We start from the raw sequence: 13,493 nt of genomic DNA on the forward strand, positions 1-13,493 counted from the left end.
CGCGGCGCGGCGCCCGGAGTCTCGACCCTTCGTGTCCGGGTCGTGAAGCCGCCGGCACGCCGAGGGATCGTTGAATGACGCTGGCCTGACGCCCCCGCGCTACCTTGGGCGCCGGACGCTCGGGAGGTGGATCTGGACGCCAGGTACGCCGCCGCCGGACTCGTCGGCCTGCTGCTCGTTGGCTGCTCCACGGACAAGATCACGAGGGTGGCCCCGACCGTCACTGCGGCCGCCGACGCCTGGTCCGGAGGCATTGTCCTGTTGGGCTCGAGGTCGTTCACCGGGCCCGACTCGGTCCCGGTCGTCACCGTGGGGAACGACACGCTGGTCGTGCAGAGGCGTGGGGTCGACTCGGTGCTGGTGCAGCTTCCGGACACCGACGGCGCCATCAGCCTTGTCGTGCGGCTCCGGGCCGGCGGTCACGCGAACGTGCTGGTAAGCGTGCACGGCTTTGCGTCGGTGCGGCCCGGTCCGCCCCTGGAAGTGAATGCCCAATTGTACCCGTGGCCCGACGCCGGCAATCCCACGGCGCTCGCGATTCAGGACGGCAGGCTGGTGCTGCTGAACCTGGCGAGCCTCACCGTGTCGGCGCCGCTCGCTCCGGACACGGGGCTGTTTTGCCACACCACCGACTACGGCTCATTCGCGCCGGTGCCGTCGGCGACGGTGCCGGGCCTCGTGACGGCGCTGACGTCCTGCCCCGGGGGCGCCGGCTACGGACGGGTGCTGGCGGTTCCGATCTCGCCTGCCGCCGCGCCTCCCGATACCAGCCCGTTGACGGCAGCCGAAGTCGGCGTGCACCTGAGCCGCGGCAAGTGGCTCGTCAGCAATGGGCATGCGGGACTGGTCGTCTACGCACGAACGGACTCCGTCACGTTCAGCCAGACCGCCCCGAACGGGTTTGAAGCGTTCGGCGCGGTGGTGTCGCCGCGCGGGGACCGCGTCGTGCCGACCTTCACGTTGTGCGGGACCGTAACCGGCCTCCCCGTCTACGACGCCGCCGGCGCCGTGGCGTACCGCATCGCGAACATCCCCTGCGCGAGCGGCCCTGCGACGTTCACCGAGGCGGGGGACACGCTGTACGTCTCCGGCGTGGACTCGCTCTACGCGGAGGTGCTCCTGGCGGTGGACGCGACGACCGGCTCGATCCTGGCACGCGCGATCCGCTCCCCCGATACCCTTTACATCCGTGCCAGCCCGACGGCGGGGTTGGCCGCGGATCCGCTCCGGCCGTTCCTGTACGCGGCCGGCTGGCGGGACGGCCCGGTTCTCGATGTGCTGGACCGGGGCACGCTGCAGTCGGTCGCCTCGCTGCGGCCTCCGGCATCGGTCACAGCCGGCCTGGATAGCCGGGCGAATCCGTTGATGGGCTACCCGTGGACGATCGTGATGAACCCGATCGCGCGGCGGCTCTACGTCGTCCCAACCAACAAGTCGGCGACGCCCGAGCCGTATGTGTTCGAGTACGAGCTGATGCCTTAGCTGCGCCTGGGCGCATCCCGAGCCTCGACGCCGCGCCCCCCCCTTGCAACTTTCTACTACAACTGTAGTATACTATTCCATGACCCCGGACCTCGAGCTGAGCGAGCTGCAGCTCGCCGTGATGCGCGCGCTGTGGCAGAAGACCAGGGCGTCGGTGGCCGAGGTGCGCGAGGCCCTGGAGGCGGAGCGCGGCCTGGCGCTCACGACCGTCGCCACGGTCCTCACGCGCCTGGAGAAGGCCGGGCTCGTGGCCCACCGGGCGGCCGGCCGACACTACGTGTACCGTCCCCTCGTATCAGAGGAGGAGGTGCGCCGCTCGATGGTCTCGGCGCTCGCCGACCGGCTGTTCGAGGGGGACGTCGCGGCCCTCGTGAGCCACCTGGTCAGCGCCCGCGAGATCGAGCCCGGCGATCTGGCCCGCGTCAAGCGGCTCATCGAGGAACGGGAACGGAAGGGAGGCCGCTAGAATGGCGCTCGCGCTCCTGGCCGTCGCGTGGCTGCTGACTTATCTGCTGCACAGCACGATCCTGCTGGGCGGAGCCTGGCTGCTCTCGGCCACGCGCACCGTCCGGTCGGCGCTCGCGCACGACACGCTGTGGAAGGTGTGCCTGGTGGGCGGGCTGGTGACCGCCACCGTGCAGACTGCGTTCCCCTTCGACGGGCCCGGGCGGCGCTTCTGGCTGCCGGGCGGCTCGGCGGCGCAGGCGCAGGCGGCGGTCTCCGCGAGCCCGGCGGCCTCGGCGCCGATCGCCTCCGCATCGCAGGCCGATCGCCGCGCTGCGGTGCAGGGGTCGTCGCCCGCCGCACCTTACGCCCTTGCACCCTCCACCGGGGACGCCGGCCCCGGCTCGTTCCGCGCCCCGGTCTCGGCGTCCGTGCCGGCGACCCCAGGCCCCAACCCCCAATCCCGAACGCCCGGCGTGGCCTGGCCTCTCATCCTCCTCGGCGTCTGGCTGCTCGGCGCCGCGGGGTCCCTCGCCAGGCTCGGTCTCCGTCGCGTCCGCTTCTGCCGCCGCCTCGGCGACCGGCGAGAGCTGCGTGACGGCGAGCTGGTGGAGATGCTCGACTCGCTCCGCACGTCGGCGGGCGTCCGGCGCCGGGTGCGGCTCGCGGTGTCGGCGGAGCTGACGGGCCCGGTCGCGATGGGCGGCGCGGAGATCTGTCTCCCCGAGCGGGTGCTGACTTCCCTCGCGCCGGCGGAGCAGCGTGCGGTGCTCGCGCACGAGCTGGGTCACCTGGTGCGCCGCGACCCGACGTGGCTGGCCCTCGGGGTCGTGCTCGAGAACCTGCTGTTCGTGCAGCCGCTGAACCGGATGGCGCGGCGTCGCGTCCAGGAAGCCGCCGAATACCTGTGCGACGATTGGGCGGTGCGGCAGACCGGCGGCGGCCTCACGCTGGCCAGGTGCCTGGCCGAAGTGGCGACCTGGCTCCAGGCCCCGCGGAGGGCGGTGCCGGTGTCGGGGATGGCCGAAAACCGCTCGCAGCTGGTCACACGCGTGCAGCGGCTCCTGGACGGCGTCGAGCCGCGCGCCGCGCGCGGCTTCCGGCTCGCCGTCCCGGTCGCGGCACTCGCGCTCTCCTCGGTCGCGTTCGCGGCCCCGGGCGTCCGGCCGCCGTGCGACGAGGGTGGTTCAGGTGCGGCCGCGCTCGCCACCGCGGGGCGCCACGCGGGAGGCGGTGTGCCCGCCGGCGATCACCACACGTGGGCGACGATCCGGGACGGCCGCCTGCTGACCTTCCGCGCCGGCTTCGCGCCCAGCATCACGGGCCAGGGCCGGCTCGGCATCCGGCGCGGGGGGCTCGCCATCGAGGTGACGGACGACCAGCACCTCACCGTCAACGGCCGGAACGTGGACGAGGACGAGGAGGTGCCGGTGAGCGAGGCCGACACCGTGCGGATCGTGGACGAGCACGGCCGGACGGTCTGGAGCTTCCGGCCGGTGTGGATCGCGTCCGACGAAACCGGCGAGCCCGCGGACGGCGACGCGGAGTCCGCCGCGCCCGACGACTGGGGCGACGTGGGCGCGCTGGCCGACAGCGCGGCGTCGCTGGGAGTGGAGGTCGCGGGCGTGGTGGACGTCGAGGCGCTCGCGGCCGCTTCCACCGAGATCGCGCGCGCCACTGGCCGCCTGGGGCACGAGGTCACGGTGAAGATCGCGCCCCGCCTCGCGCGGCTGCAGCAGATGAGCGAGCGCATGGCGAGCAAGGCGGCGCCGCGGCTGGCACGGATGGGCATGCGCATCGCGGCGAGCGTCGGTCCGGCGGTCGACCGCGCCCTGTGCGGCCGCGCGGTGTGCGCCACCGCCCCGCGCAGCGCGCCGGTCCGGCGGCATCGTGACATCGACGGCACCAAGCGGCTGCGCCCCTGAGATGCGAGGGGGCGGTCGAGGCGGGGGCCGCGTCGCGCCGCCAGCCGTGCGGCTGATCGCCGCGCTGGCCGCCGCCCTCTCGCTCGCGGCGTGGCCGTCGCCCGGCCGTGCGGGCCAGGTGCCGGACGGCCGGCTCCGGCTGGAGTTCGACACCAGCGAGGCGGAAGCCGTCCTCTCCATTCTCGCCAAGCGGGCGGCGCACCAGGGCGTGGGCGCGGACGACTGGCGGCGGCTGTTCCAGGCCGAGCCGTACGCGAGGCTCAAGGCCCGCGAAGCCTCGATGGGCCGGGCCTTCGCCGACTCGGACTTCCAGCGGTTCGTGCTCTCCGATTCCCTGGCCGGGCGGACGACGGAGCTGCGGCAGACCCTCGACGACTGGAAGCGGGCCGACCTCGCCGCGGCCGCCGCCCGCGCCTTCGCGTACCTGCCGGCCGACGCCACGATCCGCGCGAAGGTCTACCCCGTCATCAAGCCGAAGACCAACAGCTTCGTGTTCGAGCCGACCACGAACCCGGCGATCTTCCTCTACCTGAATCCGGCCGAGACCCAGGCCCAGTTCGAGAACACCGTCGCGCACGAGCTGCACCACATCGGCTACGCCAGCGTCGCGGCGCGGTTCGATTCGGCCATCGCGGCGCTGCCGCCGCAGGCGCGCGCGGCCGCCGAGTGGATGGGCGCGTTCGGCGAGGGCTTCGCGATGCTCGCAGCCGCGGGCGGGCCCGACGTCCATCCCCACGCGGACAGCCCTCCCGAGGACCGCGCCCGCTGGGACCGCGACGTCGCCAACGTCGGCCGCGACCTGCCGATCCTGGAGCGCTTCTTCCTCGACGTGGCGCAGGGCAGGCTCGCGACGCCGGAGGACCGTCAGCGGGTGGCCGGCCAGTTCTTCGGCGTGCAGGGCCCCTGGTACACGGTGGGCTGGAAGATGGCGGTGGTGATCGAGCGGCGGTTCGGCCGCGCGAGACTGATCGCGTGCATGCTCGACCCGCGCTCGCTGCTCGTCACGTACGACCGCGCGGCCGCCGAGCTGAACGGCGCCGGCGGCGAGCGGCTCCCGCTGTGGTCGGACGAGCTGCTGCGCGTGATGGGAGCGGCCCCGGGCCCGTAGCCGCCGGTCAGGCGCTCCTGCTCCGGCGCGCTCGCGCGCCTCGCTCCCGGGACGCCGTCGCGATCGCCCCCTCCAGCTCCAGCAGCCGCCGCTTCCTCCACAGCCCGCCGCCGTAGCCGCGCAGCGCACCGTCGGCGCCCACGAGGCGGTGGCAGGGGATCACGATCGACAGCGGATTGTCCCCGTTGGCGCGCCCGACCGCGCGCTGCGCCCCCGGCCGGCGCAGCTCCCGCGCCACCCGGCCGTAGGTGGACACCCGTCCGTAGCGGATCGCGCGCACCCGCCGCCACACGGCCAGCTGGAACGGGGTCCCCTCGGGCGCCAGCCGCACGTGGAACTTCCGGAGGCGTCCGGCGAAGTACGCCCGCAGCTCCCTGGCCAGCAGGTCGAGGTGCGCGTTGGTGCCGCGGACGAGCGGCACTCCGTCCCGCTCGTGCGGGTGCCGGATCCGCACCGCCGGTCGCGTTCCCCGCGCGAACTCCAGCAGGCACAGCCCGCGCTCGCCGGCGACGGCGACCATAGGCCCAAGCGGCGTCGCGAGTTGCCTCACGATCATCCGACTATGGGATGTCATAGTCTTTACTCTCCGCCTGCCGCGTCGCAGACTAGCAGCCATGAGCCCCGGCGATGCCCCCGATCGGCAGGACGACGCGGCGCAGGACGAGACCGATCACGCGCCCGCGCCGGTGCCACTCGCGCCACGGAGCCGCCCGCCCGCTCCGATCGACGCGCCGCTGCTCGGCGAGCCGCCGGTCGTGTTGACCGATCCTCCGGCCGTCTTCGGGGGAGGCAGCCACACCTGGTAACGGCGCCGCCCGGCGCCGGCAGCACCGTATCCTACGACCGCTCCGCGGAGTCGTCGCCGTCCGTCGCGAGGTGCACCAGGATCGCCTGGCGCATCAGCTCCCACTCCGAGGCCAGCCCCAGGATCGCGCGGATGCGGCGCCGGTGGAAGGTGATCGTGTTCTCGCTCAGCCCGAGCCGGTCGCCGATCTCCGCCGAGCTGAGGCCCTGGCCGAGCAGCTTGAGGATGGTCTGCTGGCGCTCGGTGAGCCGGGCCAAACTCGCGTGCGTCGCGTCGAGCGCGACCCGGTGGCTCGACTTCGGGACGCGGCTGGAGACGTAGCGCCGGCCGGCGAGCACCTGCTGCAGGGCCAGCTCCAGCTCGTCCATCCCCGCGTCCTTGGGCACGAAGCCGAGCGCGCCGGCGGCGATGGACGCCTCGGCCAGCACCCGGTCCGCATGCATCGTGAGCACCAGCACCTTGAGATCGGGCTGCAGCGCTCCGATCTCGGGCAGGATGTCCAGGCCGTTGCGCCCGGGCAGGGACAGGTCGAGCAGGAGCACGTCCGACGGCGTCCGCTCCAGCAGCTTCAGCAGCTCGTCGCCGGCGTAGGCCACGCCGACGATCTCGAACCGCCCGCCCAGGAGCTGCTGCAGCCCCTGCACGACCACGCGGTGATCGTCGGCGATCACCAGCCGCGGCCGGTCGCTCACGCGCTCGCCCGGCTGGGCAGCGTCGCGGTGACGACCGTGCCGCCGGCCGGCGCCGCGGCCACCGTCAGCTGTCCGCCGATCGCGACCGTGCGCTGCCGCATCGCGATCAGCCCCAGGCCGTCCTCGGCCCGCGACCGCCCGGCGGCGAAGCCCTTGCCCGCGTCGGCGATCCGGAGCGTCAGCGTCCCGTCCTTCAGCTCGAGCGACAGGTCGGCCTGCGCGACGCCGGCGTGCCGGACCACGTTGCGCAGCGCCTCCTGCGCGATCCGGTACGCGGCCACGCCCACCGTCGCCGGCACCGCGAGGTCCGGCGGCGGGAGCGCGAGCCGCACCTCGAGGCCCGCCGTGCGCCCGAACTCGTCGGCCATGGCGCCGAGGGCGCGCACCAGTCCGGCCTTCTCCACCACGGACGGGTGGAGCTGGTGCGCCGCGGTGCGGAGCACCGTCGCGAGGTCCTCCAGCTCCCCCGACACGCCCCCGATGCGGTGCACCGCCTCGGGCCCCGCGAGCACGGCCACCTGGTCCAGCTCGTGGCGGATCACCGCCAGGCGCTGCAGCGCGTCGTCGTGCAGCTCGCGGGCCACCCGCGAGCGCTCTTCCTCCTGCGCCACGAGCATCCGGCGCGCGTGCGCCCGCTCCAGCGCGAGCCGGCGGCGCTGCGATATCACCAGCGCCAGCACCAGCGCCGCCACCACGATGGCGACGCTCAGCACGGCCGCCAGGAACAGCGACCAGACGGTCAGCTGCTGGTCGGACACGTCACCCCGCGGGTGATGGCCAGGAGCGCCGCGATGCAGATCACCGCGGCCACCTCGTAGGCCCGGATCATCAGCGCCGGGTCGCTGCTCACCAGCAGCGCGCTCAGCGGGCTCCTGGTGCTCAGCGTGCCGAAGTACAGCGCCATGCCGGCGCTCACCCAGAACCAGTCCTGGCGCAGCAGGTCGGCGCCCGACTCGCGGCTGCGCGCGACCAGCGTGTACGCGGCGGCGCCCAGAGCCACGAGGTTGGCCAGCGGCTCCTCCGCGCGGCTGAACGTCGAGGCCCGGTCGAAGGCCAGGGCGAGCACGGTCCACACCAGGAGGAACGGCACGATCATCAGCCGCATCGTGAGGCGCGGCATCTCCTTGGTGAGCCAGCACGACATCGCCCACAGGACGAGCGCGGTGCCGAGCGGGTTCACGACGTACGACACCCACAAGTTGTTGAGGCCGCGCGTGCCCAGCCACAGCTGCGTGACGTTGCCCGCCGTCAGGACGGCGCACCAGGCCAGCACCCAGCCGCGCCCGCCGCGCCCGCCCCTCCGGAGGACGCCCGCCGCGACCAGCGGGATCGCCTCGGCTACGACGGCGAGAACCAGCACGGCGGGCTCTTTCACGGCCTAGGCGTTGAGAGCGTTCTGCGCGCCGCAGAACGGCGGGCAGGGGAACCACTGCTCGAGCATCACGCCCTTCGCGAGGTCGCTGTCGGCCTGGTCGATCCCGGTCAGGACGACCGTCGGGCTCCCGTCCGCGTTGCGGCCGAGGTGCACGCGGAGCCCGACGCAGCCCGCCTGGTTCAGCAGCTCGACCACCTGGTCCTTGTGGAAGGCGCCGGCATTGACTTGGTGGAGCTTGGCCTCCCGGTGGCGCCGGGTGTGGGCAGCGGCGTCCTCGAGGGTGATGCGGTGATTGCGCGGGGGCAGGGCCACGGCCTTCTCCTGTGGTTTGAGGGATCCTGTAGTCTGGGTCCCGCGCCGGCCGGCGCGAAAGACTATGGGATCCCATAGTCTGCCCGGCACCGCCACCCACGAGCCCTCGGGCCTTTCCCCGACAATTGCGGCGTTGGGGCCCGAACAAGATGGACTATAAGATGTTATAGACTTTTGCCTGCCGCGAACCTCCCGCATACTCGGTCCATGGTTCTCGGATGCCGCCGCGCACCCACGGGGACGCGGGAGCGCGGGGCGTGGTAGTGGTAGTGGGCGCATGACGCACGACGTCCGGACGCGACGCGGCGCGCGCGTGGTCGTGCTGGGCGGCGACCATCTGGCGTCGCTGGGCGACTGGGTCGCCGAGATGGGCCGCGCGGTCCCGCCGGGCGAAGAGGAGAGCGTCGGCGCGCTGCTGGTGGACTTCCGCTCACAGGGCTTCGCCCCGAGCGCGGAGGAAGCCGGCACCCTGGTCGAGAGCCTGCGCACGCGCTTTCACGACGCGGTGCCGCCGCTGGCGGCGGTGGCGAGGGCGGGCGCGCAGTTCGGCGGAACGCGCGTGCTGTGCACGCTGGCCGAGTTGCGCGGGTGGCGTGCCTGCGCGTTCATGACCGAAGTCGAAGCCTGGTTCTGGCTCCGGGCCCAGCTCAGCCGGCCGGCCCGGACGGCGCCGCCGACCTAGCGCCGGGAACGGCTCGCGCGTCACGGCTCGCGAACGCGCGGAGGAGGTTGGCTCATGGCCTGGTCCCAGGAGACCATCAGCCTGGTGTGGGAGAAGGGCAGGCGGGTGTACGGCGAGAACCCGCGGCGCTTCCGCAAGGACGCCTGCGGCGCCTGGATCGCGGGCGCCCATTTCGGCAACCGGCAGTCCGAGTTCGGCTGGACCATCGCGCGGCTGGACGTCCAGGGCGACGACGATCCGGCGAACCTCATCCCCCTGCAGTGGCAGAACGGCGTGGACGCCGACGGAAGCCTCGTCGCGAACGTCGTGGCCGAGCGCTCGCACAACGTCACGAGGACGCTGAGCCCGCTCGTCGCCTGACGCCCCCGCGGCCGGACGGACGCAGCGCATCCTTCGCACGCGCCGTGGCCGGTCGAACCGCCGCGCGCAATCATCGGGCTCCCGGTCGGCATTTGAAGGCTCCTGACCTCCTGGCGGTGCCGGCGTCGCAACATAGTTTGCGGCGTGGGGTACGGCATTGCGGGAGGATCAACGCCATGATCCGGTCAGCGCCTCGTTGGCGCGCGACGTATGGCGGCTGCCTCGTGGTGGCCGCATCGCTGGTGGTGGTGCCCGGCGCGCGGGCGCAGGGAAGCGGCGACGGCTTCCTGTTCCGCCGTCCGGGCGGCAGCATCCGGTTGTGGGCCGGCTACGACCGCGCGCTGGCCGACAGCCCGATCTTCCGGTTCGTGACCGACACGTTCACGCTCACCAGGAGCAGCTTCGGCGCGTTCGCGATCGGCACCGACGTCGCCGTGCGGGTGGCGCCGCGTGCCGAGCTGGTGCTGAGCGCCGGGTGGGCCGGGTCCCGGGCGGGGTCGGAGTACCGGCACTGGATGGGGTCGGACGGCCTGCCCATCAACCAGAGCACGAGCCTCGAGCGGGTCCCGCTTACGGTGAACGTCAAGTGGTATCTCACGGCGCCCGGCCAGTCGATCGGGCGCTTCGCGTGGGTGCCCGCGCGGCTCGCGCCGTTCGTCGGCGCGGGCGGCGGGCTGCTGTGGTACCGGTTCCAGCAGTACGGCGATTTCGTCAACTACTCGGACAGCACGGTCGTGAACGACGCGTTCGCGTCCGAGGCCTGGACGGGCTCGCTCGATGCCTTCGCCGGGATGGACGTGGCGCTCGGGCCACGCTACGTGGTGACCGCGCGGGCGCAGTACACGTGGGCCCGGTCGCATCTCGGCGCCGACTTCATCGGGCCGAACGCGGTGGATCTTTCGGGCCTGTCGCTCACGGCGGGCGTGGGAGTGAGGTTCTGACCATGACGAAGTCACAGCGCCAGAGGGTGGTGGAGCTGCCGGGGCGTGGGGCCGGCGCGGGACTGGCCCTGCTCCTGCTGCTCGCGGCCGCCGCGCCCGTCCGGGCGCAGCAGGCCGGGACCGATCCGCGCTGGCAGGCGTGGCTCGGCTGCTGGGAGCCGGTCTCGGGGCCGGTGAAGGCGGCGGGCGACACGAGCGCGGCGCCGCTGGTGTGCGTCGTCCCGGCCGCCGGCAGCGCCGGCGTGGACGTCGCGGCCATCGCGGCCGGCAGGCTCGTGACGCGCGAGCGGATCGAGGCCACCGGCGAGCGGCACGACGTGGCGCGCGAAGGTTGCGCGGGCTGGGAGAGTGCCCGGTTCGCTTCCGGCGGCGCGCGCGTGTTCCTCACGGCGGAGTACACCTGTCCGGGTGACCTGAAGCGCACGACCAGCGAGGTGATGGCCATCACGCCGGAAGGCGACTGGCTCGACGTGCGCGGCGCGGCGGCGCGCGGGCTGCCCGAGGGCGTGCGGGTGCTGCGCTATCGGCCGGCCAGTGCGGCGGCGGCGGTGCCCAGCGATCTGGCGTGGGCGCTGCAGGGAAATGCGATGGCGGTGAGCACGGCGCGCGACGCGGCGGCGGAGCCGGCCGAGGTGAGCGACGTCGTCGAGGCGTCGCACGCGCTGCCGCCGGCGCTCGTCGAGGCGTGGCTGGTGGAGGAGGGGCAGGGGTTCGTGCTCGACGGCCGGACGCTGGTGCACCTCAAGGGCGACGGCGTGCCGGGACGGGTGATCGACGTGATGGTGGCGCTGTCGTACCCGCGCGTGTTCGCCATCGACGTGGCCAGCCACCGCGGCCAGCGCCGCGCGCCCGAGCCGGGCGGCGTCGAGCGGCCGCCGTACGCGATGGGCTACGGCTCGCCGTTCGGGTGTTACACGCCCTGGGCGTGGGACTGCTACGCGCCGTACGGCTGGGGTTACTACTCGCCCTACTTCTACTCGCCCTACGGCTACTACTCGCCGTACGGCTACTGGTCCGGGTACGGCTTCTACCCGTCGGGCGGCGTGATCGTCGTCTCGGGCGGCGGCGGCCAGACGGCGCGGCACGGCCGGATGGTGATCGGCCAGGGGTATCAGGCCGGCTCGTCGGGGCGGACGGCGCGGCCCGTGCGCCCGCGCGGCTCGGGCTCCGAATCGTCGAGCAGCGGCTCCGAGCGCTCCTCGCCGCCTTCCTCGGGCAGCTCGTCGCAGCCGTCGTCGGGCAGCTCGAGCTCGGGGTCCAGCTCCGGCGGGCGCCGGGCGGTGCCGAAGCCGTAAGGACGGGGTTTGGGGTTTGGGGTGTCGGGTGTAGGGCCCCAGCCCCCAACCTCCAATCCCCAAACCCCAGGCTGTTCCCTGCTGCGCTATGATTGAAAGGTGTCGCTCGAGCGGCTGGTAGACTTCTTCTGGATCGTGCTTCCGTGGGCGGTGGGCGCGCTGGTCGCGGCCACCGCCTATCGTTTGCTGCCGCGCCTGGCTCCGCTGCTGCGCCACCTGCCGGGCCAGCCGCGGGTGCGGTTGCTCCGCGAGCCCATCCCGGCCGCGTGGCGCGACATCGTCGCGCGCAACGTCCCGCTCGCCGCGCGGCTCGCGGAGGCCGACCGCGAGCGGCTGCTCCGCCTGGCGCAGGTGTTCCTGCGCGACAAGCCGATGGAAGGCGTCGGGCTCGAGCTGACCGACGAGATCCGGGTCACGGTCGCCGCGCAGGCGTGCCTGCTGCTGCTGAACCTCGACTATCCCTGCTACCCGACGCTGCGGCGCGTGCTGGTCTACCCGGGCGTCTTCCAGCCCCGCCGGGTCGAGCTGACCCGCCACGGCGCGCTCCAGGAGGAGCCGCGGCCCACCCTGGGCGAGGCGTGGACGAGCGGCGTCGTGGTGCTCTCGTGGGACAGCAGCCTGGTGGGCTCGCTCAACCCGGCCGAGGGGCACAACGTGGTGCTGCACGAGTTCGCCCACGTGCTCGACGGGGAGAACGGCGCGATGGACGGCCAGCCGCTGCTGGACCATCCGTCGGCGTACCGGACCTGGGGCTACGTCTTCCGCTCGCTGTACGAGCGGCAGGTCGAGGCGGCGCTGGAGGGCGGGGAGACGCCCCTGCACCCCTACGGCGCCACCAACCGGGCGGAGTTCTTCGCGGTGGCGACGGAGGCGTTCTTCACCAGGCCGGCCGAGCTGCTTCGGAGCCTGCCGGACCTCTACGAGGAGCTGCGGAAGTTCTACCGGCAGGACCCGGCGGCGCTGGCGGCCGAGTCGGATCCCGCGGCGCCCTAGCGTTCACGTCCGGGGGGCCGGCATTCACGCTCCATTCACGCGCCGATGGTAACCTGGGTCACGCTGGATGTGGGCCCATGGCGGTCGGGGAAGGAGCGGGCGGCGTGGTGGAGGCGGGAGTGGTGGCCGGCGGTCCGGACGCGCGCGTGGCGCCCGGTCGCCGCGACATGCTACTGCTGGTGCAGCGGGCGCTGAGCGACCGCTACACCGTGGAGCGCGAGATCGCCCGCGGCGGCACGGCGCGCATCTTCCTGGCCCGGGACCGCGCGGGCACGCCGGTCGCCCTGAAGGTGCTCCACCCGGAGCTGACCGTGTCCATCACGGCCGACCGGTTCCTGCGGGAGATCAGCCTGCTGTCGCACATCGAGCACCCGCGCATCTGCCGGCTCCTGGACTACGGCGAGCGCGACTGGCTCGTCTACTACGTGATGTCCTACGTCGAGGGCGAGACGCTGCGCGAGGCGCTGGAGCGCGTGCGCCGCGCCACGGTGGCGGACACCGTGCGCGGCACGTGCGAGCTGCTCGACGCGCTGGCGTACGCCCACGGGCTCGGCGTGGTGCACCGGGACGTGAAGCCGGAGAACATCAAGCTCTCGCCCGCCGGTGCGGTGCTGATGGACTTCGGGATCGCGAAGGCGGTGGCGGATTCGGCGCTGAGTCGCGAGCGGCTCACCCGTTCCGGCTTCACGCTCGGCACGTCGGCGTACATGAGTCCCGAGCAGGTGTCGGGGGTCAAGGACGTCGATCCGCGGAGCGACCTCTACTCGGCGGGGTGCGTGATCTTCGAGTGCCTCGCGGGCGTGCCGCCCTACGAGCACGCCGACGACCGGGTGGTGTTCGGGATGCACCTGAAGAGCCCGGTTCCCGACGTGCGCCGGCTCCGTCCCCGCGTGCCGGCACGGCTCGCCAAGGTGATCACGAAGGCCCTGGCGAAGAACCCCGACGAGCGGTGGCAGTCGGCTGGGGAGATGCGGGACGCGCTGTGCGCGTGCGGGGAAGAGGGGTAGCCGGCCCTCCATCGCACGCGGTTCAGTCTTTTCGAGTTCCCTTCGGCACGTAGTCGAAGAACCGCTCGGTCG

Annotated in this window: 16 protein-coding genes; 11 read left to right on the top strand and 5 right to left on the bottom strand. The window is 73.3% G+C overall.

Going from position 1 to position 13,493, the window contains the following annotated elements:
- Nucleotides 1-126: 126 nt before the first annotated feature.
- From VMF70_11630 to VMF70_11645, 4 genes are all read left to right on the top strand, one after another.
- Entirely contained in the window at nucleotides 127-1,482 is a 1,356-nt protein-coding gene (locus tag VMF70_11630) for a hypothetical protein (GenBank protein ID HTT68673.1), read from the top strand.
- Between the two features lie 79 nt (nucleotides 1,483-1,561).
- Nucleotides 1,562-1,948, top strand: a complete 387-nt coding sequence (locus VMF70_11635; protein ID HTT68674.1) for a BlaI/MecI/CopY family transcriptional regulator — start codon at nucleotides 1,562-1,564, stop codon at nucleotides 1,946-1,948.
- Nucleotide 1,949: 1 nt separating this feature from the next.
- Nucleotides 1,950-3,851, top strand: coding sequence for a M56 family metallopeptidase (locus VMF70_11640; protein HTT68675.1), 1,902 nt, complete (start codon nucleotides 1,950-1,952; stop codon nucleotides 3,849-3,851).
- A 46-nt stretch (nucleotides 3,852-3,897) separates the two neighbouring features.
- Entirely contained in the window at nucleotides 3,898-4,959 is a 1,062-nt protein-coding gene (locus VMF70_11645; protein ID HTT68676.1) for a DUF5700 domain-containing putative Zn-dependent protease, read from the top strand.
- 7 nt (nucleotides 4,960-4,966) lie between these two features.
- On the opposite strand, the gene VMF70_11650 is transcribed toward VMF70_11645, so the two are convergent.
- Nucleotides 4,967-5,479: a methylated-DNA--[protein]-cysteine S-methyltransferase gene (locus VMF70_11650; GenBank protein HTT68677.1), complete on the bottom strand. Its 513-nt coding sequence runs from the start codon at nucleotides 5,477-5,479 to the stop codon at nucleotides 4,967-4,969.
- 94 nt (nucleotides 5,480-5,573) lie between these two features.
- Between VMF70_11650 and VMF70_11655 the strand changes: the two genes are divergently transcribed.
- The gene (locus VMF70_11655) at nucleotides 5,574-5,765 is read left to right on the top strand and encodes a hypothetical protein (GenBank protein HTT68678.1); all 192 of its coding nucleotides are present in this window, start codon (nucleotides 5,574-5,576) and stop codon (nucleotides 5,763-5,765) included.
- 31 nt (nucleotides 5,766-5,796) lie between these two features.
- Here the strand turns inward: VMF70_11655 and VMF70_11660 are convergent, their stop codons facing one another.
- From VMF70_11660 to VMF70_11675, 4 genes are read right to left on the bottom strand one after another with little or no spacing between them, the layout of a single operon-like run.
- A complete protein-coding gene (locus tag VMF70_11660) occupies nucleotides 5,797-6,456 on the bottom strand; it encodes a response regulator transcription factor (protein ID HTT68679.1) in 660 nt (219 codons plus the stop codon).
- Entirely contained in the window at nucleotides 6,453-7,214 is a 762-nt protein-coding gene (locus VMF70_11665) for an ATP-binding protein (GenBank protein HTT68680.1), read from the bottom strand. The genes VMF70_11660 and VMF70_11665 overlap by 4 nt, the downstream gene beginning before the upstream one ends.
- Nucleotides 7,196-7,831 carry a hypothetical protein gene (locus tag VMF70_11670; GenBank protein HTT68681.1) on the bottom strand — a complete coding sequence of 212 codons (636 nt, stop codon included), beginning with the start codon at nucleotides 7,829-7,831 and terminating at the stop codon, nucleotides 7,196-7,198. The genes VMF70_11665 and VMF70_11670 overlap by 19 nt, the downstream gene beginning before the upstream one ends.
- A gap of 3 nt (nucleotides 7,832-7,834) precedes the next feature.
- Nucleotides 7,835-8,143 (bottom strand): hypothetical protein, encoded by a 309-nt coding sequence (locus VMF70_11675; GenBank protein ID HTT68682.1) that lies wholly within the window; start codon nucleotides 8,141-8,143, stop codon nucleotides 7,835-7,837.
- 277 nt (nucleotides 8,144-8,420) lie between these two features.
- Here VMF70_11675 and VMF70_11680 point away from each other — a divergent pair, with 277 nt between their 5' ends.
- From VMF70_11680 to VMF70_11705, 6 genes are all read left to right on the top strand, one after another.
- Nucleotides 8,421-8,825 (top strand): hypothetical protein, encoded by a 405-nt coding sequence (locus VMF70_11680; GenBank protein HTT68683.1) that lies wholly within the window; start codon nucleotides 8,421-8,423, stop codon nucleotides 8,823-8,825.
- Between the two features lie 54 nt (nucleotides 8,826-8,879).
- The gene (locus VMF70_11685; GenBank protein ID HTT68684.1) at nucleotides 8,880-9,185 is read left to right on the top strand and encodes a hypothetical protein; all 306 of its coding nucleotides are present in this window, start codon (nucleotides 8,880-8,882) and stop codon (nucleotides 9,183-9,185) included.
- A gap of 176 nt (nucleotides 9,186-9,361) precedes the next feature.
- Nucleotides 9,362-10,126 (top strand): hypothetical protein, encoded by a 765-nt coding sequence (locus VMF70_11690; protein HTT68685.1) that lies wholly within the window; start codon nucleotides 9,362-9,364, stop codon nucleotides 10,124-10,126.
- Between the two features lie 2 nt (nucleotides 10,127-10,128).
- A complete protein-coding gene (locus VMF70_11695) occupies nucleotides 10,129-11,421 on the top strand; it encodes a hypothetical protein (protein HTT68686.1) in 1,293 nt (430 codons plus the stop codon).
- A gap of 99 nt (nucleotides 11,422-11,520) precedes the next feature.
- A complete protein-coding gene (locus tag VMF70_11700) occupies nucleotides 11,521-12,414 on the top strand; it encodes a M90 family metallopeptidase (GenBank protein HTT68687.1) in 894 nt (297 codons plus the stop codon).
- A 77-nt stretch (nucleotides 12,415-12,491) separates the two neighbouring features.
- Nucleotides 12,492-13,421, top strand: a complete 930-nt coding sequence (locus VMF70_11705; protein ID HTT68688.1) for a serine/threonine-protein kinase — start codon at nucleotides 12,492-12,494, stop codon at nucleotides 13,419-13,421.
- Nucleotides 13,422-13,493 lie beyond the last annotated feature (72 nt).

This window comes from Gemmatimonadales bacterium, assembly GCA_035502185.1.
GTDB lineage: Bacteria > Gemmatimonadota > Gemmatimonadetes > Gemmatimonadales > JACORV01 > Fen-1245.